Here is a 25806-nt window from a genome sequence, read left to right on the forward strand (position 1 = left end):
CACATGCCCTCGAGTGGGACTCGACCAATCACTTCCCGGTCGAGGAGTTGCGTGAGGCGGCTGAACCCGGGATCGGCACATTAACGCCGACCATGCCGACGTCGACACGCGCGGTGAAGTCGCGGGCGGCGTCGCCGTCCTGGGTGAAGATCGCAACACCGTTGCCGTACTGGTGATCCGACGCGAGAGCGAGTGCCTCCTCGTAGTCACCGGCGCGCACGATCGAGAGCACCGGCCCGAAGATCTCGTCGGTGTAGATCGACATGTCCTTGGTGACGTGATCGAAGAGCGTCGGGCCGATGAAGAAGCCGTTCGACAGATCGTCGTCGCCATACGTCTGTTCATCGCTGCTGCGGTCACGGCCGTCGATGACGAGCTCTGCACCCTCCTCGACGCCCTTGCCGATGTAGCCCTTGACGCGCTCGAGTGCCGCGGCCGTGACCAGCGGGCCGTAGTCGGCCTTGGGATCGAGGCTGTGGCCGACGCGCAGCGCGTTGACCTTGTCGATCAGCTTGGCGCGCAACCGTTCTGCGGTCTGCTCCCCGACCGGTACGGCGACGCTGATCGCCATGCATCGCTCGCCTGCGCTGCCGTAGCCTGCTCCGATCAGCGCGTCGGCCGCTTGGTCGAGATTGGCGTCGGGCATGATGATCATGTGGTTCTTGGCGCCGCCGAAACACTGCGAGCGCTTGCCGTTCGCCGCGGCGGTCGAGTAGATGTACTGCGCGATGTCGGAGCTACCGACAAAGCCGAGCGCCTTCACCTCCGGGTGGTTGAGCAGCGCGTCGACGGCCTCCTTGTCGCCGTGCACCACCTGGAACACGCCGTCGGGAAGCCCTGCCTGCGTGAACAATTCGGCGAGACGCACCGGAACCGACGGGTCGCGCTCGCTCGGCTTGAGGATGAAGGCGTTGCCGCATGCGAGTGCCGGTCCGGCCTTCCACAACGGGATCATGGCCGGGAAGTTGAACGGGGTGATGCCCGCGACCACGCCGAGCGGCTGGCGGATCGAGTGAACGTCGATGCCCGAGCCCGCGCCTTCGGTGAACTCACCCTTGATCAGATGCGGTATGCCGATGGCGAACTCGATGACCTCGACGCCGCGCTGGATGTCGCCGAGGGCGTCGGCGTGTGTCTTGCCGTGTTCGAGCGACAGCGTCGTCGCGATCTCGTCGGCGTTCTGATTGACCAGGTCGACGAAGCGCATCAGCACGCGGGCGCGACGCTGCGGATTCCACGCGGCCCACTCCTTCTGCGCTTCGACGGCGGTTGCGACAGCGGCGGCGACGTCGTCGGTGCTCGCGAGGGGGACGGACGCCTGGACCGCGCCGGTGCTGGGGTTGAAGACGTCGGCGTGACGCCCGTCTGTCACCTCGACGCGCGCACCGTTGAGGTAGTGCGGAATGGACGGTACGGATGCAGCAGCGGTCACCGGTGATCACCTGTTCTGGGTTGTGGGTTGTCGAGAATCGTGGAGGTTCGCGGGGTCCCGGAGATGTGAGCCATCAGACCCTGTCCCACACATACTAGGACATCCAAGTAATTTCGTAAACGCCTTCGACAAAGGCTCTGATGCACCCCGAGCAGCCAGTTAGGGTAGCCTTCGTTTGGTTGCGGTCGTGTGTCGACCGCACTCACAAACCCACCCAAGCAAAACCCATCACGCGAGAACAAGGGAGCAGATCGTGTCCGTCGTCATCCTCTACGGCACCGAGACCGGCAACGGAGAGCTCGTGGCCGACGCCATCGCCGATGTCCTGGCTGCCGAGCACGATCCGTCGATCTACGACATGAGCGAGTTCGCCGTCGAGGATCTCGATCCCGACGACTTCCTCGTCGTCGTCTGCTCGACCTACGGCGAGGGCGAATTGCCGACGGGTGCCGAGCCGTTCGCCGAGGAGATCACCGAAACCACCCCGGATCTGTCCGGCGTGCGATTCGGCGTATTCGGACTCGGCGACACCATCTACGGCGAGACATTCAACCGCGGCGGCGAGCTCATGGCCGAACTCCTGACCCGCCACGGGGCGACCCAGGTCGGCGAGCATTTCCGCCACGACAACTCGTCGTCGATCAAGCCGGCGAAGGCTGCTGCCGAATGGGCGCAGGGCATCGCGAACGTGATCGAGCGCGTCGACGCCTGAACGCACGCGCACGACGCTCGGCATCGAACACTCCCGTCAGGCGACCCTGCGGATCGGTGAGACCGTCGACTCACGCAGTTGCGCGTCGCGTTCTTCGCCGCGCACCGCCGAGGACTTCGCGAGTTCGACGACGGAGCGGACCATCGCGGCGAGCACGATCCCGAGGAACAGCGCGGTGGGCACCGACACCTTGAGATTCTCACCGAGGAGCACCACACCGAGCGCCATCGCCACGGCGGGCTCCATCACATTCATGGCCGGGAACGACGTTTGCAGGTCGCCCGCGCCGAACCCCCTCTGCTGGGCCAGCACGGCTCCCGCCGCCACCAGAACCAGCAGGTAGATCTCGGGCCTCGCGAAGGTGTGGATGCCGTGGTGTGTCGCCTGGTACACCACCGTCTTGACCAGAAGCGCCGACACTCCGAACAGCGTGCCCGCTGCCAGTCCGTAGAACAGCGCCCGGTAGTGCGGGGTCGACCGCTCGGCAAGGACGACACACGCGACGACGACAGCCGCGACCACCGCGACGGTCCCCCACACCACCATGTCGTTGGGTCGTCGAAGCGACGGCTCAGGGCGAGAAATCAGCAGGAATGTCGCGACACAGCCGACGAGGATCGCGCCCCACGCCCATTCCTTGAGCTGCGGATGCCGGTGGTCGGCCCACGCTTCGAGCGGCAACGCGAACAACACCGCGAGCACGACGAGGGGCTGGACCAACAGGATGGAACCCAGCCCGAGCGCCGACGCCTGGAGCACGAACCCGATGATCGCGATCACCGCACCGAGCCACCAGCCAGGAGTGATGGCCCCCGACGCGCGGGAGGCACGCTGCCGAAGCACCGTGCCTCCAGCGATCAGCAGTGCTGCGAGAGTCGCCAGCAGCGCGGGAAGCCAGGAGTGCACGGGAACCAGGCTAATGGTGTCGCAGCGGCTTTGCGTCGGTCCGCCGCACTAATCTGAAGAGATGCGAGGCACACAACACAGCACTTCCGGGCACGACGACGCACGCGCCATCGCGTGGTTTCGGACTGAACTCGAACAACTCGCAACCCTCGATGCAGCGACGATCACCAAGGTCCTCGACGCAGCGCACATCGACCATTCGACCGTGCTGTCGATCATCGCCGACTGCCTCGACGAGGCCTACGAGTTCGACGCCCAGGCCGACGAGGCGTCGGCGGCAGGCAATGACGACCACGCGCAGTTCTGCCGGCAGGAGTCCGCGGCGTGGCGGGCGACCGTCACCGTGCTGCGTATCGCCGACGCCCGCCAGCGCGGCGATCACCGCGCGGGCCGCTCACGGAACATCGCATGAGCGCAGCGCCCCGCACACTGGTACTGATGCGGCACGGTAAGTCGGGCTATCCGCCGGGCGTCGCCGACCACGACCGACCGCTCGCCGAGCGGGGGCGTCGGGAAGCGACCCTCGCCGGCGAGTGGATTCGCTCCGAAGATCTCCGCGTCGACACCGTGCTCTGCTCGACCGCGACACGCACACGCGAAACGCTCGAACGCACCGCGATCAGCGCGCCGACGACCTTCCTCGACGAGATCTACGGCGGCTCACCCCTCGACATCCTGGAGGTCGTGAGGGTGTACGCACCGGCAGATGCGTCGACCGTTCTGGTCGTCGGACACGAACCGGGCATGCCGGAGACGGCGCTCACCCTCGACCCGGGCGGATACATCGATCGCTTCCCGACCTCGGCATACGCCGTCGTGGCGGTGACCCTCGACTGGGATCGCCTCGGCCTCGACGCCGATCCCGACGCCGAACTCCTCGGCGTCCGAGTACCGCGCGCCGAGGCGTAGTTCGTCACACCCGACTCGACCCGAGTGGCCAGAAGTGCTATCAATGGATTGCGCAATTGCGTAATCCATCATTTCACCGCCCGCATATTTCAACACCGAGGAGGTCGGGCACATGACGACCAGCTGGCCGCAACCGCTCTACGAGATCAAGGCGAACCTGTTCAAAGGGCTCGCACACCCGGTTCGGATCCGCGTGCTCGAGGTGCTCAGCTCCAACGGTGGGCCGACGCCCGTCAGCGAACTGCTGACGATCACCGGTCTCGAACCGACGACGATGTCGCAGCACCTCGCGGTCTTGAAGCGTCACCGCGTGGTGCACAGCGAACGCGTCGGCAACGCCGTCTTCTACAGCCTGGCGAACTCGAAGGTCGCGGACCTTCTCGTGACCGCGCGCGGTTTCCTCGCCGACACGCTGGGTGCCGAACGCGACCAACTCGACTCGATGGCTGCGCTCCCGCCCGTCGTCGCCCAGTGAGCGCGACGGCCACAGGGTCGAGGCGTCCAAGCTCAGCGTGGCTGCATGCGATCACCCCGCGCCGCATGCTGCGACTCATCCCCACCACCGGCGACTACGCCGGACTGCGTCGGTCCTGGAAGTCAGACCTCATCGCAGGTGTCACCGTAGGCGTCGTCGCCCTCCCGCTGGCACTGGCCTTCGGCATCAGTTCGGGTGTCGGGGCAGCCGCGGGTCTGATCACCGCTGTCGTCGCGGGCCTCGTCGCCGCGATCTTCGGCGGGTCGCACGTACAGGTCTCCGGCCCGACGGGTGCGATGGCCGTGATCCTCGCGCCCATCGTTGCGGCGCACGGTATCTCGTCGATCGCGTTGGTCACGGTGATGGCCGGGATCATCGTGCTGATCGCGGGAGTCGTAGGTCTCGGACGGGCTGTCACGTTCATCCCGTGGCCGGTGATCGAGGGGTTCACACTCGGTATCGCCGTCATCATCTTTTTGCAGCAGGTTCCCGCCGCGTTCGGCGCCGATGCCCCGAAGGGCGAACGCACCCTGCCGGCAGCAATTCACGTTGTCGCACATGCCGACTGGAGCGTTGCGCTGCAGACACTCGGCATCGTCGCCGTGATCGCCGTGCTGATGGTCGGGTTGCCGCGCATCCATCGGAGCATTCCCGAGTCGTTGACCGCGGTCATCCTCGTGACCGTGGTCGTCGGGTTCATGCACCTCGGGGTGCGTCGAATCGGCGAACTTCCCTCACACCTGCCTGCACCCGCACTACCGCACCTCGACGTCTCGACCATGAAATCCCTTGCGGGAGCAGCTGTTGCCATCGCTGCGCTCGCGGCGATCGAGTCGCTGCTGTCTGCGCGGGTCGCCGCAACGATGTCGCCGACGGGACCGTACGATCCCGACCGCGAACTCACCGGCCAGGGACTCGCGTCCGTGGCGTCGGGGCTGTTCGGCGGTATGCCCGCGACCGGAGCGATCGCGCGCACGGCGGTCAACGTGCGCTCGGGAGCACGCACACGCGTGTCTGCCATCGTGCACTCGATCTTCCTGCTCGGCGTGGTCTATCTGGCGACGGGCCCGGTCTCGCAGATACCGCTGGCAGCGCTGTCGGGTGTGCTGATGGTGACCTGCTTCCGGATGATCTCGTCGTCGACCGTCCGAAAGATCATGCGTTCCACACGATCCGACGCTGTGATCTTCGTTGTGACAGCAGTCATCACCGTCTGCTTCGACCTCATCGAGGCGGTGCAGATCGGGATTGTCGTGGCAGCATTTTTCGCACTGCGGCAGGTCGCCAAGCGGTCGAGTGTGACGCGTGAGGAGCTACCGGGTCCAGCACAACCGGGCGACGACGCGATCGCACTGCTCCGCCTCGACGGAGCGATGTTCTTCGGTGCGGCAGAACGCATCTCGACGACAATATCGTCCGGCGCCCACTCCGACACCACGGTGCGTGTGGTGATCATCCGGATGTCGCACCTCGGAATGCTCGACGCGACGGGGGCGCACACGCTCGCCGAGATCGTCTCCGATCTCGAGAGCCGCGGCATCACCGTCATCATCAAGGGTGTGCAGGACGACCATCTCAAGCTGCTCGAAGGCGTCGGAGTGATCGACGAACTCCGTCATGAGAATCACTTGATGACCAACCTCGACGACGCGATCGCCCATGCCCGCGAACATGTCTCGAACGAGAGCGTCTCCCCTGCAGGCTGCTAACCACCTGTGACGGGCGGCACGAACACGCACGGCACCGGTCGCGGATGCGCGGGGTCGAGTGCGTTGAGGACGTGTGCGACTGCTCGGCGGTCGGCCACGATCGACAGGTGGTCGGCGAAGTCGCGGTTGCATCCGTCCTGTAACTCGATGTTGCGCACCGACGCTCCCGGACCGCCGGGCGCAATGCCGACCCAGTAGGGCGTGACGATGTCGTCGAATCGGGTGACGATGTTCGTGTAGCTCACTCCGGGAAGGTAGGGAGTCGGCTGTCGCACAGCGTGGTTGAAGTCCAGATCGCGCGGCGGCGCAACGCAGTCCGGGCAGCTCGGGCGTTTCGGTGTCGGTACTCCCAGCGCGCGTCGGAACCCGGCGATAGCCTCACCGCGCGCATCGTCGTCATCGGGTCCCTGGCGCCAGTACGGGGCGAGTGAGATGTAGTGCGCCACGTGGCCACGACCACCGAGGTACTTCATCCAATACGTGGGGATCTCAGTACCGAGTGAATGCCCGACGACGTCGACCTGGTCGGTGTGCGTCGCAGCCATGACCTTCGACATGAACGACGCGAGTTGCCAGGCGCTGTCTTCTTTGGGGCCGAGCCCACCGAGTGCCGACGCGGGCCACTGCGTCGACAAGGCTCCGTACGTCGGCGCGAAGACGCAGTAGCCCTCGTTGGCCAACACGGGTGCGAGCGTTGCCCAATTCGTCTGCTGTCCACCGCCACTGCCGTGCACGAGGACGACGGGTCGAGGGTGGCGCGGCGTCGGACGGCAGGAGAAGTCGTTGGTGCCCGGCAGGGAACCGCCCGGATGCGCGAGTTCTGCGCGTGCGCCGTCGAGAAAGTTGTAGGTGACGGGAAGTCGGGGCGCGGCGTCGGCCGATGCTGCGCCGAACACAAGTGCGAGCACAGCCGCCAACGCCGCCGTGATCGCCGGCCACACTGCGCGAATCCTGTTCTGCATCAGGTCACCTCGAGGTCTAGATCGGTATCGGCGGTCGTCTCGGCGTCGAGGGGTACGAGATCCATGCGTACTCCGAGTAGTCGCACGGGGCGGTCGGCGTCGAATCGGTCGAGAAGATCGAGGACGACCGGTGTGAGTTCTGCGATGTCGACCGTCGGCGCGGCGAGCTTGCGCGATTTGGTCCTGGTGTAGAAGGTCGACGTGCGCACTGTGACCGCAACCCGGAACGGCACGCGGTCTTCGTCGATCACCTGGTCGAGCAGTTCCCGGGTCAATTGTTGTGCCGCGGAGTGCTTCTCGGCGACCGATGTCAGATCAGCGGGGAAGGTCCGCGACTTCGAGTGCGAGCGCGCCTCCCACGGTTCCGCGGTGATCGTCGAGTCGCCGTGGCCCCTGCACAGCACGTAGAGCCAATTGCCCTGGTGCGGACCAAATGTCGCGATGAGGTCGTCGCGCGGCGTGGCGATCAGATCGTCGACGGTGTCGATGTGATTGGCGCTGAGCTTCTGCGCGGTCTTGGGTCCGACGCTCCACAGCTCCCTGGTGGGACGCTGCCCCATGAGTTCTATCCAGTTGCGGTCGTCGAGCAGAAATACCCTGTCGGGCAACGGTTGCACCGGAAGGAAGGTCGACGACTCCACGGCCGCTTGGGGGTCTCGTGGTGGGAGCCTGTCGGGCTTCTTGGCGAACTCGGTGGCCATCTTGGCGCGCTGCTTGTTGTCGCTGATCCCGACCGACGAATCGAGGCCGGTTGCACCGAGAACCGCGGTGCGCATGCGGGCCGCGATCTCGGTGATCGCGGCGTCGTCGACGGCGTTGTTCGCGACGGATGCGGCGTCGTGCAGAGTTTCGGGGCCAACTGTTTCGGTGCCAACTGTTTCGGTGCCAACTGTTTCGGGGCCAACTGTTTCGGGGCCAACTGGTTCGGGGCCAACTGGTTCGACTCCCACGTATCCCTCGTCCCAGCCCCAGACCTCGACCGGGTACCCGAGTCCGCGGATCGTGTCCATGACCTCTGCCGACGCGGCGTCGTATGCCTCGGTATCGAGGGGGACGAAGACGGTCGGGAAGCTTGCGGTGGGCGGCGCGCAGCGGCATGCCCGCGCGGACGCCATGTGCGCGAGCCTCGTATGACGCGCACGTCACGACTTTGCGTGGCTCGGTCGGATCGCCGTTGCCACCGACGATGAGCGCGACGTCGGCGAGCTCGGGACTCCGCAGACGCTCGACCGAGACCTGGAATTGGTCGAGATCGATGTGCAGGAGCCACCGGAAGCGTTGCGGCCGATCCGTGCTCACGTGTCAAAGCCTACGGTCGCGCGCCGCTCCGCGCCGCAAGAACCACCGCCGACGCAATTCGCGGGCGCTGCTGGTCAGCCCAAGCCGGCGACGCGGACAGCGCTGCCGCCCAACCCGATGTGCTGGCAGCTGGTGCGCAGCGCGTGCGGGTTGTAGCGAAGGATCGCGAGGTCGGTGGCGCCGTCGTCCTCGGGCGTCTGCGACGCCGGTGCGGGGACGGCGAAAAACGCGCTCGCCTTGCTGACGTAGACGGCGAACAGGTCGCGGTCGCGCGCTGTGAAGGTGGGTAGGGCGTGCGCCATGACCCTGCCGAGCACAGCACGGTCGCGGTGCAGCGGCGGCGGCACGAGGTTGAGGTTGCGCGAGGCTGTCGCGCAGTTCGTCGGGTCGGTGAGTGCGTGAACCGCAACGAAGAGGAACGCCAGCCGCACCATGTCGACCTTCGCGACGTCGTTGCCGTCCCGGTAATCGTCGACGATGCTCTGCAGTGCCCGAACCGGCAGCACTGCGGGAGCATTGTTGAGCTGATCTGCGGCGCTCGCGTCCTCGCCGATCGAATCGATCAGCATGCCGATCAATACGTCGACGGCGTTCTCGTGCCGAGTGACCGCCTGACGCAGCGCTGCCGACGTCTCGTCGATCAGGCCGAAGCGTTCCGGCTCCGCGAGCAGAACGTCGAGTCCCGGGATGACGATCAGCTTTTCGACCTCGATCGCCTCGATCAACACCGCAGGCCGCAAGAAGCTTCGCGCGCGTTGTTGTCGCCGCACACCTCGTCCCTGCCGCTGCGCTTCGGACGAGCGCGAACCCCTCGAACGCGCTTGTCCTATATGCGTGGACACTCCGAAATCCGTAGCCGCCTCGGTCATGAACCCGCCCCCTTTTTTTCGACACTCGATTTTGTCGACACTCGATCGGATGACAGATCAGCATGAAAAAAGGGGTCACTACCGCCGAACTGAGCGCACGCTCTCGCGAACACCATCGTGGTGAAAGTGACCCCAAAAAGCATGACTACCAGCCGGTAGCTTACTGACCCGTAGGTAACGGTAGAACACGTGCCCACGTCATGTCCACACCCGAACGTGACTGTCGACACATTCACCAATCCGTCTCAGCAGGGGGCTTCAACCTGCATCGATGCACATGGCGGATGTTGCTGAACCAAACTTCACATTGACTTCAGCGCATGGTGTGGCGGGTCCGAGGGGAAGTCGCGTTACGACAGCAAATCCGTGCGACGGTCGGCGAGGTAGGTGAACCGCTCGCGAGCGTCGTCGAGTACTTTTCGCTCGACGTCGACGATCAGTAGTCCTGGTTCGCGCTCGGCACGCGCGAGCACCCGGCCATCCGGCCCGATGCCTTCGCTGAGGCCCCCGTACGCGAGATCGCCCTCGACGCCACAGTAGTTCGCGTAGGCCACATACACGGTGTTCTCCAACGCGCGCGCCGGGAGCAGCACCGTCTGGACGGCGTCGTACTCGGGCATGTTGGCGGTGGGAACGCAGATCACCTCGGCGCCCCGGACGGCGAGATTGCGCACCAGTTCCGGGAACTCGACCTCGTAGCAGATGAGCAGACCCAGACTCCAACCCCCGACGTCGATCACGGGAGGTGATGAGACACCTACGGCCACGGCGTCGCGGTCGATGTCGCCGAACAGATGCGTCTTCCGGTGTGAGGCAAGGGAAATACCGTTGGCGTCGACGAGTCTGACGGTGTTGTAGACGCTCGAGTCGTCGAGTTCGGCGCATCCGTACAGGATCGCGATCGCGGTGCGTCGAGCGATGTTGCCGACGGCGTCGCCGAGTTTGCCGTCGACCGGGTCGGCCAGGCGTCGTGCGGTGCTCGGCGAGATGTTGTAGCCGGTCAGGTACATCTCCGGCGTGATCAACAGGTCGGCGTCGGCCTCCGCCGCCTCGGAGGCCGCTTGCTCGAGTCGGTCGAGATTGCCCTCGACGTCGTCGGCGACGGAGTGGCACTGCCACAACGCAATTCGTAGTCGATCAGCGGGCATCTGAATCCTCTTTCTGCGGCGGGACGTCCTCCAGGAGCGCGCTAGGGGTCACGGGCCTATGTCGATGGGTCCGAGCTCGGCGAACACATCTCCGGGCCCCGGGTTGGACGGGTGAGAGGCGCCGCCGAAGTGTGCGATCACTCCCCAGACCGCGTTGAGTCCGGTCTGCACCGCACCCTCGACCCACGCGGGCGTGAACGAGACGTCGTCGCCCGCGATGAAGATGCCGCGCTCGGCGTCGGGCAGATGCTCTTGACCGTGAAAGTGGTTGTACATCCTGGTGTTGTAGCGATAGTGCCCGGGCAGCGCGCCCTTGAAGGCACCGAGAAAGTTCGGGTCGTCCTCCCACGAGACAGTGATCGGGCGGCCGACGATGTGCGACGCGATGTCGAGGTCGGGGTAGATCTTCTTCAGTGCTGCGAGCGAGAGTTCGACTCGTCGGTCGACCGGATGCGGCAGCACTTTCAGCGCATCGCTCATCCACGTGTACGAGAGACAGATGACGCCGGGACGGTCGGGGCCGTTGTCGAAGAGGTAGGTGCCGCGGGTGAGGCGATCGGTGAGCGTCATACTCAAGACGTCGCGGCCGGTCGTCGGGTCGGTGTCGGTCCAGAAGGGACGGTCGACCATGACGAACGTCTTCGACGACTGCATGTAGCGGGTGCGATCGAGCGCCATCCAGAGGTCCTGACTGAACAACGATTCGTCGCACTCGATCTCGGTCGACAACAGCCACGCCTGGCAGGTGGCGACCACCGCGGAGAACACCCGCGAGTCGCCCCAGCGGTCGGTGACCTCGATGCGGTCGGGGCCGAGTCGTCGGATCGCGGCAACACCCGCGCGTGGCGCGCCGCTGTGCAGCGACGACAGACTCGTCCCGACCGGCCAGTGCGCGATGCGGTGCGGCGTGGCAGACCACAGTCGATGCGGAACCTGTTCTGCCCCACCGACGATCAACCTCTGCTCGGTGTCGCAATTCGTCACGACGACGCGCAGGATCTCGAGCATCGAGTTGCCGAAGTCCGAATCCCAACCGCCAGTGCCGAATCCGACCTGCCCGAACAGCTCTCGATGCCGGAAGGTCGCGTTACCGAACTCCTTCGACGTCGCGAGGAAGTCGTAGAAGCTGCGGTCGTCCCACTCGCGGACGAGTTCGTTCCACATCGATTTGAGCGTGGCGGTGTCGCGCGCGCGGATCGCATCCTGCAGTGCCGAGAATCCCGCGATGCGTTCGAGCGCCGAATCCCAGGCGTCGGAGATCTCGCGATAGATCGGCGGCAGGTCGTCGAGCGTCTTGGCGTAGAACGTCTCACCACCGAGATCGATGACGGTGCTGCCCGCGGCCTCGGTCAGCGGGTTGGGAAACGGGCGCGAACGCAGACCGAGCGCGTCGACGTAGTGGAAGAACGCGCTCGACGAGACGGGGAACCGCATGCCGCCGAGCTCTGCGACCTCGGGCTCGCCCGGCACGAACTGCTCGGAGCGCAGCCGTCCGCCGATGCGATCGGGCTCGTACACGACGGGCCGCAGACCGACCCTCATCAACTCGTACGCGGCGACCATGCCCGCCATACCCGCGCCGATGACCGCGACCTCCGCGCCCAGCGCGTCGTCGGGCACGCGACCGAGACCCGCGGGGTTGCTGATCCAGTCGTCGTATGCGAACGGGAAGTCGGGGCCGAAGATGGTGACAGGTGCGTCTGGCTGCACGTGTCAACCCTATGGTCTGGCGCGCTGACGTGCGTGACTTCGGCGTGGCGCGCACGGTCGACTGGCTCGAGCGCACAGTCGGCGGTCGCGTGCGCGCAGGCGATGTGACCCAGCTCGCCTGAAATCCGCGGGAACCGTATGCGGGGCACAGGCGACTACTCCTCACAGTGCTGTCGGAGAACCGGCAGCCGTGCAGCCTCCCGAGAAGGAAGTCACCGAAGCCGTGGTCAGCACTCCACCCGTGGATTCCGCGCCCGACAAGCCAGCCGAGTCCGAGACCGACAAGCCGGCCGAGTCCGAGACCGACGAGCCGGCCGAGTCCGAGACCGACGAACCAGATCGCGGCCCGCGGGTCGCACGGACCGCCCCGTCGGCGGCGCAGCGGTGGCGTCCGCTCCTACTGCGCTGGCACTTTTACGCGGGAATCCTGATCGGCCCGTTCCTGCTGGTCGCGGCCGTGACAGGCACCCTGTACGCGCTGATCCCGCAGATCGACCGGGCTGTATACAGCCATGAACTCACCGTTGACAATGTCGGCGCACAGCGGCTACCGCTGGGCGATCAGGTCGCTGCGGCGCGTCGAGCTCATCCGGAGGGAACCATCGCGTCGGTGACGCCTGCGCCGAAGGCGGACTCGACCACGCGGGTCACGCTGAGTGTCGACGACCTGCCGTCGGACCGAACGCGCACCGTCTTCGTCGATCCCTACACCGGCGAGGTGCGCGGATCGCTGACCACGATGGGCGAATGGTTGCCGGTACGTACATGGTTCGACGACCTGCACCGCAACCTGCATCTGGGTGTCGTCGGTCGCAATTACGGCGAGATCGCCGCGAGCTGGCTGTGGGTGACGGCGCTGGGCGGGCTGGTGCTCTGGATCGGTTATCGACGACGGACCCACAAGCTGAACCGCGTCCTCGTACCCGATCGCGATGCGCCGAAGCGGCGTCGAACATTGACCTGGCACGGGGCCGTCGGCACGTGGATCATCATCGGGCTCGTCGCGCTGTCGGCGTCGGGACTGAGTTGGTCGCGGTATGCGGGCGCGAGCATCGGTGAGTTGCGCACCGAACTGTCGTGGACGACGCCCGCGGTCTCGACGTCGCCCGCGTCGTCGAACGAAGGTCATCACCACGGCGGCAACGCGATGGTCGACGCACCGCCGACGATCACGCCGTCGGATTTCACCGCCGTCGACAACACCGCCACGCGAGCGGGTCTGCGCGCACCGATGGTCATCACGCCGCCGTCCGCGGAGGGTGCGGCGTGGTTGGTGAATGAGAACAACCGCGGGTTTCCCACCCGGTACGACGCGATCGCGGTGGACCCCAAGACATTTGCTGTCACCGATCGGGTGAACTTCGCGCAGTGGCCGTTCATGGCGAAGTTGACCGACTGGGCCATCAGCGCGCACATGGGACTCTTCGGCATTCTCAACCAGATCATCCTGGCGCTCTTGGGAATCGGTCTGATAAGCGTGATCATCCGCGGCTACCTGATGTGGTGGCGGAGGCGGCCCACTGGTGGCGGCCTGCCCAAGGCGCCCGGGCGAGGATCGCTGAGTTCGCTCCTGCCGGGCGAGGCGGTGGCGCTCATCGTCGTGGTCGCAGTACTCGGGTGGTTCGCGCCGTGGTTCGGAATTCCGTTGGCGCTGTTTGTGATCGTCGACGCCGCGTGGGGCATCGTTGCTGCGCGCCGCGGTTCGGGGACCCCTCCGCACGGACACGAGCACGGCCCTTCCGATGAGCAACAGCCTTGTGCAGCAGCCGAGAGTGCCCGATGATCGACAATCTCGCACTCCGCTCGGTCGTGACGATCCTGTTCGCGATCTCCGCGGCGTTGACCGTGTACGCGATGGTGCGCCAACCGCTTCGCTGGCCCGCCTACGTCGGACACGTGCTGCACCTGATCATGGCGGTCGCCATGATCGTGATGGCGTGGCCCTTCTCGATGAGCTGGCCGACCACAGGCCCGATAGTCTTCTTCATTGTCGCTGCCCTCTGGTTTCTGGCGACTCTCGCACTCCCGAGTTCTGTTCTCGCCGAACCGGAATGCGGGTGTGGCGATGTCTGCACCTGCGGCGCGAACTGTGGTTGCGTCCCTGCGACCGATTCGGTGTTCGGGCGGTCCGTCGCCGTGTATCACGCGGTCATGATGGGCGCGATGGCGTGGATGTACGCCGTGATGAATGGGAGCCTGCTCCCGCAAAGCACCTCGGCAAGTGCTTCGGGCGCAGTCGAATACACGTCGGCGCTCGGTGAGCTCGTGCTCGCCCACGACCACGGTTCCGGCGGCATGGACATGCCGGGAATGAACATGATCGGCAGCAGCGAACCTGCGTACGTCACCCCGGTGAACTGGATACTCACGATCGGTTTCGCCATCGCCGCCCTGGTGTGGTTGTACCGCTACCTCGATCGACGACGACGCGCGGGCACGACGTCGGACGTACTCGCCTTCGCGGGCGATATCTCGCAGATCTGCATGGCCGCGGGAATGTCGATCATGTTCGGCGTCATGCTCTGAGCGTCATGCTCCCAGAATTCGGGTGAGGCGGCGGCGTGGAGGGCTCTGCTGGAACGTCGTTGGCTGGTGCGCGGTCGTTGGCTGGAGTGTGATCGTCTCGATCCGCTCGCGGCACCAGCATCACACCAACGAGACAGGTGATCACGAAGCAGTACAGCGTGATCGGGGGCCACGCGGACACCTCGACGGTGTCTGTCTGGACGTCGACGGCCGCGCCGAAGACGGACGAACGGGCCGCCGCATCCATGAGGAACCACACCACCGCCGCGATACCGACCGCCGACACCCCGATCGTGGCGTAGCCCGCGCGGGCGTGCCGATAGCCGGGGCTGACGGCCCACAGCGCGAACGCGGCGAGGAGGGATGCTGCGACCAGTGCGACTGCTCCGGCCAGACCGACGACGCCGCGGGCGGCGAGCTCTTCGGGTGCTCCCGACCGTGTGACGGTCTGGTCGGTCAGATCGGTCGACGCCGGAATGACCGACCCCTGCGCCCGAACCCACGTCATCGTCGTGGCAACGCCTCCGACCGTTGCCACGACGAGCAGCACTACCGACCAGCGGTGTCCGCCCGGGGTGGCTGTGGTCATGGTGTCGGCTGCGCGGGGCGGCCGGGGCCTGACCGCCCGTGCCGTCACTCCCCTGGTTGCTGTTGCCCTGGTTGCTGTTTCCCTGAGTACTGCTGCCCTGGCTTCCAGACCCCGCGTCGCTCTGCGTGAGATTCGGGGTACCGCTGCCCGACGAGCCGTCCTGTGCCGCGCCTGCGATCCCGGCGACGTCGGTGATCAGCCAGTTGCTGTCGCGGTCGAGCGTGATGGTGTAGGGGGTGACGGTGTTGAGTCCCTTCGGATTCTGCGTGCTCGTCATGTGTGTGGAGACGAAGACCTGCACGATGAACTGCCGATCAGCCCTGATGTCAACGGTTTTCGCTGCTATCAGCTTCGCGGTCTGCACCCATTGGACCTCCTGGATGAGTGGTGTCAGCGTATTCACCGCGACGTCGAAGCGCGAATTGAGTTCCGGCGCAGTGCCATTCTTCAGTGCCGCCGACCACGGTTGCAGATTGTTGAAGTCGAACGTCGCCGCGCCGACCGCGTACCTACCGGCGACGGTCTCGGCCGTCTGCTTGTCGGCGGTCAGTTGACGTTCGGCAGCGAGGTCGTCGGATCGCTGCACGAGGAGGTAGGCGAGCACGGCGACCGCGACCAGCGCGGCCACGCACAACATGCTGACCGCCGCGACAACCGGGTGGCGACGCACCGACAGGTACTCGGTCAACTGAGCTCGCGCAGAAGGCTTCTCGGCAGCTGGCTCTTCGACAGGGGTCTTTGCGGCGGCAGCTTTCTCCGCGGAAGCCTTCTCGGCAGCAGCTTTCTCGGCGGGCGGATTCGTGGTGTCAGTCGCGCCGGTACCATCGTTCTCCGGCTCGACGTCGTTGGTCGTGGTGTGCAGGTCGGTTGTCATGGGCTGGCTCCTCATTGGCTCGGGCTGTCATCTCGGCGGTGTCACGGTTAGTTGCAGGCTGTCGCCGGGCAGGACCTTCATTGCCTGCTCCAGCAGCGTCGCGATGTTGATCTGGGCCAGCACCGAACCCGACTGCCGTGCGGCCGGGAGCAGTGTGTCGGCGATGCTGCCCAATGGGGGTGCGATGGTGTTCACGAACTCAGCGGACCGATTCAACGACGGTTTCCAGCGATCCCGGATCTTCTTTCCGCCGTCGGTGGAGACGGCGAACGGCTTGACCGCGGTCACGACGTCGCGGACGCTGGTACCCGCGTACACAAGTTGGGGAGCAGTCGGACGAAGCGAGGGGCCGATCCAGGCGCCGTCCTGCAGCATCGTCGTCGAGTTTCCGATGATCTTCTCGATGGCCGGCTGCGAGTAGATCATCGTCGCCGCAAGTACCTGCGCGGCCGGGGTGAGGCGTTCGACGTCGGACTCGGTTCCGGCGAGTGCTGCCGCGAGAGTGTCGACGAGATCGTTGACGAGCGTCGGGTCGACCTGATCGAGCAACGTCTGCGTCGAGCCGAGGAGCTCCGGCACCGACGCCGGGACGTCGACCACGGTCGCGGTCAGGGTCTGACCACTACGAATGGTCTGGGCCGCATCGTCTTTCGGGGGAATGAGGAAGAGTCCCGACTCCCCGATCATCGATTGGTTCTCGATGACGAGTTTGCTGTTCGACGGTATCTGATGCGCGGCGTCGTAGGAGATCTCGATCTCGATGTCGTTGCCGCCGGTGTAGGTCACCGACGACACACTCCCGATCGACACTCCGCGGAGCAAGACAGCCGAACCGGCATGCAGGCCGTTGGATTTGGGTGCGGTGATGGTGACGGTCGTCTGGTCGGAGATGACCCGCATCTTCAGGACGCCCACCGAGAGGTAGGCGACCGCGAGGATGAGCACCGCAATGGTCGCCACGATGGAGAACATGTAGCGCGCCTTCATCGGACCGCTCCGATCATGCGCAGCACCGCCGTCACCGATCGGGTTGCTTCCCGACGGTCTGCACCCACGGTGATCTTGTCGACGGAGACCCCACCGTTCTTGGCGAACGGGAGGAGCTTTGTCTGCGTCACGTCGACGACCTTGCCGATGTTGCCGTTGAATTCGGTCGACGTCGCGGAGTAGCTGCGCAGCAGGGGCGTGATCTTCTCCAGGAACGGGTTGAGCTCGACCAGCCTCGGCGTGAGCCAGCTCAGGCCGATAGCGAGCGCACTGGATCCCGCGACGAGTTTGAATCCCTCACTGATCGCGTCCATGACAGACCCCAGGGTGAACTGGCCCTGTGGACCCATCGACATCGCGAGAAGAGTTGGGTCAGAGGCTATCTCGCGGCTTGTTGTGTCGAGTGTGTCGATCATCGAGTTCAACTCGTCGGTGCCGCGTGCGAGATCCTGGATATCGTGAGCGCCTACCCGGGATCCCGCGGGGAGGTCTCCGTTCTTGATGTCGACGGACTCGTTGACCTTTCGAATCGAATCCTGCACCCGCATCACCGAGCCACCCGCCATGAAGTCGGCGAGATTGGTGATGATGTCTTCGATCTGGGGGCCGGGGTCTGTGTCGCGCAGGCCGATGACGTCGCCGTCATGCAGGAGCGGCGCGCTCGGCGAGGCGGGCGGTATCAACGCGACGTAGATGTCGCCGAGCATCGTCGACTGTCGCAGTTCGGCTTTCGATCCGCGCAACACCTGGGCTTCCGGAGTGATGCCGAGGGTCAGCCGCGCGGCGTTGGGGACGAGTTCGATGGATTCCAGGGTGCCGATCTGGGTACCGCGCGAGAGCACCCGTGCACCCAGCGGGAGATTGACGACCGACGCGAAGTCGACGTAGAGCGTCGTCGAATTCGACGACGACGAGGTCAGTCTCGGCAACAGATTCGCGGGATTGGTTCCACGTCCGACCGCGACGACGACGAGCGCTGCCACGACGGCCAGCACACACAGGACAAACGAAACTCCGCGACGCATCATCGGCCGAGACCTCCCTGGATCGCAGCGCCCACCAGACCGGTGAGGTCAACGACGGCCGTCTGTCCGGTGCGGACGTCGCAGCGCCCGGCACCGCTGCGGTCGAGGAGTCCGCACAGTGCCGCGCTACTCGGAGTCCTGGTGAGTACCTTCGGCCCCGACACCGACACCGGAACCCCGTGCGCGGACCGGCTCATCATGGCCGACGCCGACGTCGCTATCCCCGGGATCTCGCGGAGAAGGACAAGTAGATCAGGGGTTTTGGCGACACCGAGATCGATCAGCGGTTTCGCGACGTCGGCCGGGTCGAGCAGCGGCGGGAGGAGGTCGCCGAGAAGGTCGTCGATCGCGGGGGCGGCCTCCGACAATCCGTTGAAGATGTAGACGAAGTCTTCGATCAGCCTGCCCATCATGAACGTCAACGACGCCGAGTTGGTCCCGATATCGCGCAGATCATCCCAGTTCTGCGTGGTGACGTCGGTGAGCGTCGCCAGATTGTCGAAGATCGAACGCATCTGCGCGAGAAACTCGTCGGGTGCTGCCATCAGACTCGACATGTTCTTGATGGACTTGTTGATATCGCCGCCGGTCCCGTTGATCTCCCTCGAGGTGACCGAGATCAGCTCGCCCACCGGTTTTTTCGTATCGGTACCGACTCCCCCGACCTCATTGAACATCGTCGTGAACGACTGGAACGCATCGCTGACCGAGATGGGAGTGAACGTTCGAGAGAGCGGAACGCATGTCTGCGCGCCGAGTTGGGCGCCGCCGCGTGCGTCGGTGCCCACGAGTTCGAGACGACGGTCGGCGAGTACGGAATTGTTGATCGCGACCACTTTGAGTTCGGAGGAGAGCGGCCGGTCGTCGACCTTCATGTGCACTGTCACGAAACCGTTTTCGGGGTTCAGCGAGGTCACTGTTCCGACCTTGACGCCCCGGATGTTGACCGCATTTCCCGCATAGAGGCCGGCCGAGTCGGGTAGCTGGGCGCAGAGTGCACGCACGTTGTTCGACGTCGCCCTCAGGTAGACGACCACCGCACCGACAAGCAGCGCGACGACGAGGATCGCGGCGACCAGTGCGATCAGCCTGCTGTCGATTCGGCGTGCCCGTGCGGTCAACATGTGCGGCCCGCGATGGGTATACAGATCGACGAGTCGTCGATCACCTGATCACCGAAGTCGAGTGCCACGCCATTGGGATGCAGTGTGCGACTGAGCTTGTCGGCGATGCCGCGCAACTGTGTGATCGCGACACTCATCTTTGCCGCGACGTCTTTGGTCTCGCCCGCGGAGGCGATGATCTTGCGCAGGGGCGGCTTGATGCGCGCCTGATACGGCTCGCCGAGGACGTCGCCGACGTAGAGCACGAGCGACGCGAGGGCGTCGTAGGTGATGATGCCGCGATCCTTGTAGCCGATGATGAGCGGCAGTACGGCGTGAATGCGTTTGATCATCTCGACGAGCGTGGCTCGTTGTGCCGCCATGGCTGTGCTGTATTCGCCGCCGATGTCGGCGACGCTCTTGATCTGATCCTGCTGCTTGTCGAGCAAGCCCGTGAGGGTGTCGACGTCGGACATGATGCCGCGGATGGCGCCTGGCGCGGCGTCGAGGCTGTTGGTCAGCGCCACCGCGGTGCCGCGCATCGTCGGCGCGTCGATGCCCGACGTGGTCTTGGCGGCGGAGTCGAGCACCTCGGAGATCGAGTAGGGCACGGAGGTACGCGAGACGGGAATCACTGAGTCGCCCAACGGTTTATCTCCTGCGGGCAGCAGTGCGACGTATGCTCCGCCGACCACCGTCAGCATCCGGACGTCGAGGGAGGTCTGGTCGCCGAGGAACACCTTGCGGTCGACGGAGAGCGAGACGTCGACTTTGTCGTCGGACAATGCGACGTCGCTGACCTTGCCGACGGTCACGCCTGCGATGCGTACCTCGGTGCCGCCCTTGATGCCGCCGCTCTCCGACATCACCGCGTGCACGGTCGCGTGCCCGGGAGGTGACATGTAGAGGAAGCCGACGACGACCACGAGCACAGCCACGACGGCGACAACTCCGACGGCCCAGGAGATCTCGGCTCTGCGGGAGATCTGGTCACGAACAGCGAAGTCGGACAGTCTGCTCAAGCCTTGCACAACGTCACCTTCCCTCCACCGAGCAAGACCTGGCCCATCTCCGGCAGCGACACCTCGCCGTGCGAACACGTCGCGTCAAAACCCAGGTGGCTCATCGACGCATTCACGGTCGAGAGGAAGGTCGGTAATGCGCCGAGTACCTCGGCGAACTGATTGGTGTCGGGGACGAGTTCCATGATGCGTGCCGAAACGTTGTCGTGGCCCCCGAGGGTGAGGTCGAAAAGGTTCGAGAGCAGGTCAACGATCGGTGGAAACACCTTGGAGCCGTTGCCGAACGCGGTCTTCAGTAGATCGAGCTTTGTCTCGAGTGTGTCGAACAGTACCCCCAGGCTTTTCATCACCGTCGCGATGATCTCGGACTTGCCACGCAGTTCGGTGGAAATGATCCCGAGGTTATTGATGATCGTCGAGATCAAGGCCTTCTTGTCGGTTGCGAAACGGGTGAGACGCTCAACGTCGGCGACGACATCCCCGAGTCCGACATCGCCCTCACCCTGGAGTAGATGGAGCATGTTGGTTGCAAAGGTGTTGAACACCTCAGGATCGGCGCCTTGCAGCAGTGGTCGCAAACCGTTGAACAGCTTGGTGATATCGAATGAGCCACTCGTCTTGGCCGCGGGGATCACGTGGTCGGGGTCGACAGGCGTCGCGTCCGTTGGCGTGCTGGAGCTGACGGCCCCACTGATCTCTGCCTTCTGTGCGACTTCTGCTCTGGTTATCGCGAGGTAGCGCTGTCCGACCAGGTTCTGGAATCGAATTGCCAGTTGATCACGGTTGGTGAGCCTGTTCTCCTGGCGCACGGTGAAAGTCACCATTGCCACGCCGGTCGACGAGAGGTCGATGTCTGTGACCTTGCCGACCTGGACGCCGCGCACGCGGACGTCGGCGTTCTTGTGCAGCCCGAACACGTCGGAGAACTCAGCACGGTAGGTCTCGACGTCGCCGCCGACAGGTCGATTGATCGCCTGCACGATCGCGTACAGCGCGAGGATCACGACAGCCGCCACGAGCAGCAGTCGTTTCGCCGCCGACGAAGCGTTTCTCACGAACCGCCACCCACTTTCGACAGCAGTTGGTTCAACGGCCCCGTAGCACCGGGCACAACGTCGAGGTGCGCAGTGACCGACAGCGTGGTCCGCCCCGTCGGATCGGTGTGAAACGCATTACCGAAATGGTCGATCAGCGCGCCGACCTGTGCGGGGGTGACACCCGAAAGGCCCTGCCCTAGCGGCGTCGCGAAGGCGTTGGTCAAGTCCATGAACGCACCAAACGGTGCGAGGCCGTTGAACAGCGATCCCATGCCGCCGAACAGATCTCCGATGTCTCCGATCATCTGCGCGACCTGACGCACGTACTCGTGGTCGAGGAGGAGCGGGTTCGAGTTGAGTACCTCGAGTCCCTTGATTCCGCCAGCCCCTGCGGCCCCCACACCGCTAAACGCGTCTGCCGCAGTCGGCAACAGCGCACTCAGCCGAGTTCGCTGACCCTGCTGCACCGTTTGCAGGGTGACCGTCGCGGCGGTCAGAAACGGCGACAGGCGAATCGTGGTGTCGCTCACTTGCTTGAGCAGGTCACTCAGTTCCGGAGACAGCACAGGGAGGGTGAAGGAGCCCGCACTGCGCACGGTTGCCGTCACGGTGTAGTCCGCCGGGGCCTGCGCAAGCGTGATGGTGCTGCCACTTGTGACCGACGAGCCCGATCCGGTCGGATTCAGACGCACAGCGTCTGAACCGAAGAGGTTGCGGGACACGAAGCTGACCGTCGTGTTCTCGGTCAGCTCGCCCATGGCATCCCGGTTGACGCAGACCTCCATCCGCGTGACGTCCCGGCGCGAAATGTCGAGACCGCAGACCTTTCCGACTGTCTCGCCCCGAATATCGACCGGGACTCCCTCCTGCACGCCATCGGGAAGGGACGGCGCGTCGATCGCGAAGCGTACGGCGTCGTCGCCCCCGCTGAAGGGTTTGATGACGACGAGAGCGACAACCGCGGCGGCTACGAGAACGGCGAGGATGCCGCGCTTGCGCAGCGTGGCCGGGGAGATGTCGCGTGCCCTGCTCATGCGAAGTTCAGCCCCGAGTTCAGGCCCCAGAACATCAGCGACATCACCATGTCGGCCGCGACGATCAGCACGAGACTGCCGCGGATCGCCCGCCCGGACGCGATGCCGACGCCCTCGGGGCCGCCGCTCGCGAAGAAGCCGTAGTAGGTGTGCGCGATGATCACCAGGACCGCGAAGACGACGACCTTGATAGTCGAATAGACGACATCGACCGGGCTCACGAATGCCTCGACGTAACGGTCGTAAGCGCCTGCGGAATTGCCGTAGACAACGCTGACGACCAGCCGCGATGACAGATAGGCCAGGCAGAGCGAGATCAGATAGAACGGCACGATGGCGAGGACTCCCGCGATGACGCGCGTGCCCACCACGAATGGAATTGGCCGGATCGCCTGTGCCTCCAGCGCATCGATCTCCTCCGAGATGCGCATCGATCCGATCTCGGCGGTCATCCGGCATCCCGCCTGCGCCGCGAACCCCACAGCCGCGACGATCGGGGCCATCTCACGCGTGGCGGCGTACCCGGTGATGAGGCCTGCCATCGGCGACAGGTTGAGCGACGAGAGCGAGGTGACGCCGAGGATGCCGATCATGCCGCCGACCGAAACACCAAGGATCGCAAGCACACTCGCGATCCCGCCGCCAACGAGGATCGAGCCGTTGCCCCAGGTGGTCTCGGCGAACGCCGCGAGCGTCTGGTTGCGATACGCGCGCACCGTGTGCGGCAGACCCGCGATGGTGTCGAGCACGAACGTCACCTGGCGGCCGATGTGCTCGAAGGGTCGGCCTGCGTTGTCGGCGGCTTTCTCCAACCGCGGGAATTTGGTGCTCGGGATGTAGCTCCCGGCGCGCTGCGCCATCTCAGATCACCTGCGGCGGGATGAAGAGCGTCGTGACCTGGGTGATGATCACGTTGATCACCATCGACGCGACGATGCCGAGCACGACAGCCGCGTTGACCGCGTCCGCGACGCCGCGTGCACCGCCGGCGGCCTCGAGCCCTCGTCTGCTCGCGATGACCACCACGACGAAACCGAAGATGACCGACTTACCCAGGCAGATCCACAGGTCCGTGGTCGACGCGTAGCTGCCGAACGACTGCCAGTACGACCCCGCGATCACACCCTGTCCGACGATCGCCACGATGAAGCTCGCGGCCACCGCGATCACGATGATGAGGATCGAGAGAACCGGGGCGACCAGCACCATCGCGACCATGCGGGGTGCGACGAGGCGTCGAGTGGGGTCGATGCCGAGGACTCGCATCGCGTCGATTTCCTCGCGGACCGTGCGTGCTCCGAGATCCGCCGTGATCGCCGACGCCCCTGCGCCGCCCGGCAGAAGGGCCGCGGCCATCGGCGCACCCTGCTGAATGACACCCATACCGCCGACGGCTCCGGCCATGGAGGTGGCACCGAGATTGCTGGTGAGGCCGCCGATCTGCACGGCGATGATCACTCCGAACGGTACGGCCATCAGCAGGGCCGGCAAGACCGTGATGCTGAGCAGGAACCACGCCTGAACGGTCGCTTCGCGGATCGGGAACCTGCCGCCGACGATGTCTGTCGTTGCGATGACAGAGGTGCGCACGCCCAGCCTCACCGTGCGGCCGAAGCCCTGCACACTCTGCGCCATCGGCACGCGCAACCCCCATACTCAATCAAGCACTTGTTTGGTTTTGGGACGTATCAGACATCCCGGTTTCATTCTTCGCGCCGAGGCGAGTATCACACATCCATGTGTCCGCTGTCACACCCCTATTCATGAGAGTGCTTTCAACTGCAGAAATACAAGCTCGGCGCACGCTCGATGCTCGATACCCTCGGTGTCGAGTGTTTGCGATCGAGAAACGTTGGAGTGAGTTATGGTTCACGGGTGCCAGAAGTAGGCTCGGCCTCGACCGCAGCGTCGACCCACGCGGGTTCGGCGATGACGATGCTGGGTGCGTCGCGTCGTCGACGCGCCGAGGAACAGGAGCGTCGGATCATCGACGCGGCGTCGTCGGAGTTCGTGCGCTCCGGGGTCCGTCGAGCCAACATCGATCGCATCGCCCGCGACGCGGGCGTCAGCCGCAGCACGCTGTATCGGCGTTTCCCCAGCAAGGACGCGCTGCTGGCCGAGGTCGTGCTGCAACTGCGCAGAGACTTCTTCTCCGAGATGCAACAAGCCGTTCGCGACCTCGACCCGCGAGAGGCGGTGGTCGAGGGGTTTCAGGTGTCCATCACGCGCGCACGCAGCAACGAACTCGTCACCCGCATACTCGCCGACGAGCCGGGCGCCGCCGACCTGATCATCGGATTCGACGGCCCGTACGTGGTGGAAATGGTCGGCCAGTTCAGCCAGAGCATCGTCGACTCCCTGCGCGCCGCGGGCGCCAACATGCCCGACGCCGACCTGCGACTCGCGTCGGAGACGCTGTTCCGGCTGATCATGTCGTTCGCGCTCACGGACTCACACACCGTCGACATCGACGACGCCGACGCGCTGCGCGACTACGCGTCGAAGTTCCTCGCGCCGATGTTCTGGTGATCTCGACAAGCTCGATCAGCGGGGGTTGCGCTCGATCAGCGGGGGTCGCGCTCGACCAGCGAGGGTTGCGATCGACCAGCGAGGGTTGCGATCGACCAGCGAGGGTTGCGATCGACCAGCGGGGGTTGCGCTCGACCAGCGGGGGGCGTCGAGTGGGCGCTCGAGCCAGCCGACTGGGCGCTCGATACGGCCGAGTGGGCGTCCCGTCGCGTCGACTGGGCGCTCGAGCCAGCCGAGTGGGCGCCTTGTCGCGTCGAGTGGGCGTCCCGTCGCGTCGAGTGGGCGCCTTGTCGCGTCGAGTGGGCGTCCCGTCGCGTCGAGTGGGCAGCGTCCGGTTTCTATTGCGGACCCGATATGACCGCAATGGCTGCGATGCTCCGTTCGTCGGGTGATCGGCACTCGGCTCGAACGTCGAAGCGGCCCACCTGAAAGCCGCCCATCTGAAAGGCCACAGTCATGGATTGGACACTCGAAGTCGCGTTTCTGCCCGTCACCGACGTCGATCGAGCAAAAGACTTTTACACCAGGATCGGGTTCAACCCCGACCACGACTCGTCGCCGACCGACGAGATCAGGTTCGTGCAGATGACCCCGCCCGGCTCGCACTGCTCGATCGCTTTCGGCCGAGGCATCGTCGACGCCCCACCGCCCAACGCCGGGACACTGATGCTCTGCGTCTCCGACATCGAGGCTGCTCGTAAGCAGCTGCTCGACGCCGGTGTCGACGCCAGCGAGGTCGACGTCCAGTCGTGGGGCCACTTCGTGTACTTCGACGATCCCGACGGCAACCACTGGAACGTTCAGTATTTGCCCTACCGGTACGAGTGAGCTCTCGACGCCTCCTCACGACGCGAAACGGCCCCGCACCTCGGGGCGGTTTCAAGGGGTCGGCGCAACACTGCTGTTAGTTGGTGGTGATTAGATCACGCAGACGCTCGGCTGGGGTATC

The 25806-nt window shown here is 65.2% G+C and carries 24 protein-coding genes and 2 pseudogenes; 10 read left to right on the forward strand and 16 right to left on the reverse strand.

The window, feature by feature from the left end; translation table 11 throughout:
* Positions 1–67: 67 nt before the first annotated feature.
* Positions 68–1432 (reverse strand): annotated as a pseudogene (locus A5766_RS16535) (CoA-acylating methylmalonate-semialdehyde dehydrogenase); the annotation flags it as partial.
* Positions 1433–1685: 253 nt separating this feature from the next.
* Between A5766_RS16535 and A5766_RS16540 the strand changes: the two are divergent.
* Positions 1686–2144: a flavodoxin domain-containing protein gene (locus A5766_RS16540; RefSeq protein ID WP_064864951.1), complete on the forward strand. Its 459-nt coding sequence runs from the start codon at positions 1686–1688 to the stop codon at positions 2142–2144.
* A gap of 36 nt (positions 2145–2180) precedes the next feature.
* Here A5766_RS16540 and A5766_RS16545 read toward each other — a convergent pair whose 3' ends face one another.
* A complete protein-coding gene (locus A5766_RS16545) occupies positions 2181–3050 on the reverse strand; it encodes a DMT family transporter (RefSeq protein ID WP_064864954.1) in 870 nt (289 codons plus the stop codon).
* Between the two features lie 61 nt (positions 3051–3111).
* Here A5766_RS16545 and A5766_RS16550 point away from each other — a divergent pair, with 61 nt between their 5' ends.
* The 4 genes from A5766_RS16550 (at position 3112) to A5766_RS16565 (ending at position 6143) form a co-directional block, all read left to right on the forward strand.
* A complete protein-coding gene (locus A5766_RS16550) occupies positions 3112–3462 on the forward strand; it encodes a hypothetical protein (RefSeq protein ID WP_064864957.1) in 351 nt (116 codons plus the stop codon).
* Positions 3459–3959, forward strand: a complete 501-nt coding sequence (locus A5766_RS16555) for a SixA phosphatase family protein (protein ID WP_064864960.1) — start codon at positions 3459–3461, stop codon at positions 3957–3959. Before A5766_RS16550 ends, A5766_RS16555 begins: the two co-directional genes overlap by 4 nt.
* 112 nt (positions 3960–4071) lie before the next feature.
* The gene (locus tag A5766_RS16560) at positions 4072–4434 is read left to right on the forward strand and encodes an ArsR/SmtB family transcription factor (protein ID WP_064864963.1); all 363 of its coding nucleotides are present in this window, start codon (positions 4072–4074) and stop codon (positions 4432–4434) included.
* A 65-nt stretch (positions 4435–4499) separates the two neighbouring features.
* Positions 4500–6143 carry a SulP family inorganic anion transporter gene (locus tag A5766_RS16565; protein WP_064864966.1) on the forward strand — a complete coding sequence of 548 codons (1644 nt, stop codon included), beginning with the start codon at positions 4500–4502 and terminating at the stop codon, positions 6141–6143.
* Here the strand turns inward: A5766_RS16565 and A5766_RS16570 are convergent.
* The 5 genes and pseudogenes from A5766_RS16570 to A5766_RS16590 all read right to left on the reverse strand — a co-directional run bounded on the left by A5766_RS16570 (position 6140) and on the right by A5766_RS16590 (position 12131).
* The gene (locus tag A5766_RS16570; protein ID WP_197501514.1) at positions 6140–7105 is read right to left on the reverse strand and encodes an esterase/lipase family protein; all 966 of its coding nucleotides are present in this window, start codon (positions 7103–7105) and stop codon (positions 6140–6142) included. The two genes, A5766_RS16565 and A5766_RS16570, sit on opposite strands and share 4 nt — an antisense overlap.
* Positions 7105–8404: pseudogene (locus A5766_RS16575) on the reverse strand (Y-family DNA polymerase). Before A5766_RS16575 ends, A5766_RS16570 begins: the two are co-directional and overlap by 1 nt.
* Positions 8405–8478: 74 nt before the next feature.
* Positions 8479–9174, reverse strand: coding sequence for a hypothetical protein (locus A5766_RS16580; protein WP_231894683.1), 696 nt, complete (start codon positions 9172–9174; stop codon positions 8479–8481).
* Between the two features lie 449 nt (positions 9175–9623).
* Complete coding sequence (locus tag A5766_RS16585; RefSeq protein WP_064864980.1) at positions 9624–10421, reverse strand: carbon-nitrogen hydrolase family protein; 798 nt, start codon at positions 10419–10421, stop codon at positions 9624–9626.
* A gap of 48 nt (positions 10422–10469) precedes the next feature.
* Positions 10470–12131, reverse strand: coding sequence for a flavin monoamine oxidase family protein (locus A5766_RS16590; protein ID WP_064864984.1), 1662 nt, complete (start codon positions 12129–12131; stop codon positions 10470–10472).
* Between the two features lie 241 nt (positions 12132–12372).
* Between A5766_RS16590 and A5766_RS16595 the strand changes: the two genes are divergently transcribed.
* Positions 12373–13914 (forward strand): PepSY-associated TM helix domain-containing protein, encoded by a 1542-nt coding sequence (locus A5766_RS16595; RefSeq protein WP_141630879.1) that lies wholly within the window; start codon positions 12373–12375, stop codon positions 13912–13914.
* A complete protein-coding gene (locus A5766_RS16600) occupies positions 13911–14657 on the forward strand; it encodes a DUF5134 domain-containing protein (protein WP_064905555.1) in 747 nt (248 codons plus the stop codon). The genes A5766_RS16595 and A5766_RS16600 overlap by 4 nt, the downstream gene beginning before the upstream one ends.
* Here the strand turns inward: A5766_RS16600 and A5766_RS16605 are convergent.
* Entirely contained in the window at positions 14647–15246 is a 600-nt protein-coding gene (locus A5766_RS16605) for a hypothetical protein (protein WP_064905557.1), read from the reverse strand. The genes A5766_RS16600 and A5766_RS16605 overlap by 11 nt on opposite strands.
* Positions 15247–15626: 380 nt before the next feature.
* On the opposite strand from A5766_RS16605, the gene A5766_RS24470 reads away from it, so the two are divergent.
* Positions 15627–15800, forward strand: a complete 174-nt coding sequence (locus tag A5766_RS24470; protein ID WP_156527498.1) for a hypothetical protein — start codon at positions 15627–15629, stop codon at positions 15798–15800.
* Between the two features lie 347 nt (positions 15801–16147).
* Here A5766_RS24470 and A5766_RS16620 read toward each other — a convergent pair whose 3' ends face one another.
* From A5766_RS16620 to A5766_RS16655, 8 genes are read right to left on the reverse strand one after another with little or no spacing between them, the layout of a single operon-like run.
* Positions 16148–17107, reverse strand: coding sequence for an MlaD family protein (locus A5766_RS16620; protein WP_005206525.1), 960 nt, complete (start codon positions 17105–17107; stop codon positions 16148–16150).
* The gene (locus A5766_RS16625) at positions 17104–18135 is read right to left on the reverse strand and encodes an MlaD family protein (RefSeq protein WP_005206524.1); all 1032 of its coding nucleotides are present in this window, start codon (positions 18133–18135) and stop codon (positions 17104–17106) included. The genes A5766_RS16620 and A5766_RS16625 overlap by 4 nt, the downstream gene beginning before the upstream one ends.
* Positions 18132–19256: an MlaD family protein gene (locus A5766_RS16630; protein WP_064905562.1), complete on the reverse strand. Its 1125-nt coding sequence runs from the start codon at positions 19254–19256 to the stop codon at positions 18132–18134. The genes A5766_RS16625 and A5766_RS16630 overlap by 4 nt, the downstream gene beginning before the upstream one ends.
* Positions 19250–20266 carry an MlaD family protein gene (locus A5766_RS16635; protein WP_064905564.1) on the reverse strand — a complete coding sequence of 339 codons (1017 nt, stop codon included), beginning with the start codon at positions 20264–20266 and terminating at the stop codon, positions 19250–19252. Before A5766_RS16635 ends, A5766_RS16630 begins: the two co-directional genes overlap by 7 nt.
* Positions 20254–21312 carry an MlaD family protein gene (locus A5766_RS16640; protein WP_064905566.1) on the reverse strand — a complete coding sequence of 353 codons (1059 nt, stop codon included), beginning with the start codon at positions 21310–21312 and terminating at the stop codon, positions 20254–20256. The genes A5766_RS16635 and A5766_RS16640 overlap by 13 nt, the downstream gene beginning before the upstream one ends.
* Positions 21309–22328 (reverse strand): hypothetical protein, encoded by a 1020-nt coding sequence (locus A5766_RS16645; protein ID WP_064905568.1) that lies wholly within the window; start codon positions 22326–22328, stop codon positions 21309–21311. Before A5766_RS16645 ends, A5766_RS16640 begins: the two co-directional genes overlap by 4 nt.
* Positions 22325–23188, reverse strand: a complete 864-nt coding sequence (locus A5766_RS16650) for an MlaE family ABC transporter permease (protein WP_064905570.1) — start codon at positions 23186–23188, stop codon at positions 22325–22327. Before A5766_RS16650 ends, A5766_RS16645 begins: the two co-directional genes overlap by 4 nt.
* A 1-nt stretch (position 23189) precedes the next feature.
* A complete protein-coding gene (locus A5766_RS16655; RefSeq protein ID WP_064905572.1) occupies positions 23190–23969 on the reverse strand; it encodes an ABC transporter permease in 780 nt (259 codons plus the stop codon).
* Between the two features lie 234 nt (positions 23970–24203).
* Here A5766_RS16655 and A5766_RS16660 point away from each other — a divergent pair, with 234 nt between their 5' ends.
* Positions 24204–24857: a TetR/AcrR family transcriptional regulator gene (locus A5766_RS16660; protein WP_231894684.1), complete on the forward strand. Its 654-nt coding sequence runs from the start codon at positions 24204–24206 to the stop codon at positions 24855–24857.
* A gap of 456 nt (positions 24858–25313) precedes the next feature.
* Positions 25314–25685, forward strand: a complete 372-nt coding sequence (locus tag A5766_RS16670; protein WP_064865023.1) for a VOC family protein — start codon at positions 25314–25316, stop codon at positions 25683–25685.
* Positions 25686–25806 lie beyond the last annotated feature (121 nt).

This window comes from Gordonia sp. 852002-51296_SCH5728562-b (assembly GCF_001665475.1).
Lineage (GTDB): Bacteria > Actinomycetota > Actinomycetes > Mycobacteriales > Mycobacteriaceae > Gordonia > Gordonia sputi.

Bases quoted from the DNA above. Each gene is read 5' to 3' on its own strand.
- A5766_RS16650 (WP_064905570.1), bottom strand. From the start codon at position 23,188: ATGGCGCAGCGCGCCGGGAGCTACATCCCGAGCACCAAATTCCCGCGG.
- A5766_RS16630 (WP_064905562.1), bottom strand. From the start codon at position 19,256: ATGTTGACCGCACGGGCACGCCGAATCGACAGCAGGCTGATCGCACTG.
- A5766_RS16565 (WP_064864966.1), top strand. From the start codon at position 4,500: ATGCTGCGACTCATCCCCACCACCGGCGACTACGCCGGACTGCGTCGG.
- A5766_RS16645 (WP_064905568.1), bottom strand. From the start codon at position 22,328: ATGAGCAGGGCACGCGACATCTCCCCGGCCACGCTGCGCAAGCGCGGC.
- A5766_RS16560 (WP_064864963.1), top strand. From the start codon at position 4,072: ATGACGACCAGCTGGCCGCAACCGCTCTACGAGATCAAGGCGAACCTG.
- A5766_RS24470 (WP_156527498.1), top strand. From the start codon at position 15,627: ATGAGTGGTGTCAGCGTATTCACCGCGACGTCGAAGCGCGAATTGAGT.
- A5766_RS16585 (WP_064864980.1), bottom strand. From the start codon at position 10,421: ATGCCCGCTGATCGACTACGAATTGCGTTGTGGCAGTGCCACTCCGTC.
- A5766_RS16550 (WP_064864957.1), top strand. From the start codon at position 3,112: ATGCGAGGCACACAACACAGCACTTCCGGGCACGACGACGCACGCGCC.
- A5766_RS16670 (WP_064865023.1), top strand. From the start codon at position 25,314: ATGGATTGGACACTCGAAGTCGCGTTTCTGCCCGTCACCGACGTCGAT.
- A5766_RS16600 (WP_064905555.1), top strand. From the start codon at position 13,911: ATGATCGACAATCTCGCACTCCGCTCGGTCGTGACGATCCTGTTCGCG.
- A5766_RS16625 (WP_005206524.1), bottom strand. From the start codon at position 18,135: ATGATGCGTCGCGGAGTTTCGTTTGTCCTGTGTGTGCTGGCCGTCGTG.
- A5766_RS16620 (WP_005206525.1), bottom strand. From the start codon at position 17,107: ATGAAGGCGCGCTACATGTTCTCCATCGTGGCGACCATTGCGGTGCTC.
- A5766_RS16570 (WP_197501514.1), bottom strand. From the start codon at position 7,105: ATGCAGAACAGGATTCGCGCAGTGTGGCCGGCGATCACGGCGGCGTTG.
- A5766_RS16605 (WP_064905557.1), bottom strand. From the start codon at position 15,246: ATGACCACAGCCACCCCGGGCGGACACCGCTGGTCGGTAGTGCTGCTC.
- A5766_RS16555 (WP_064864960.1), top strand. From the start codon at position 3,459: ATGAGCGCAGCGCCCCGCACACTGGTACTGATGCGGCACGGTAAGTCG.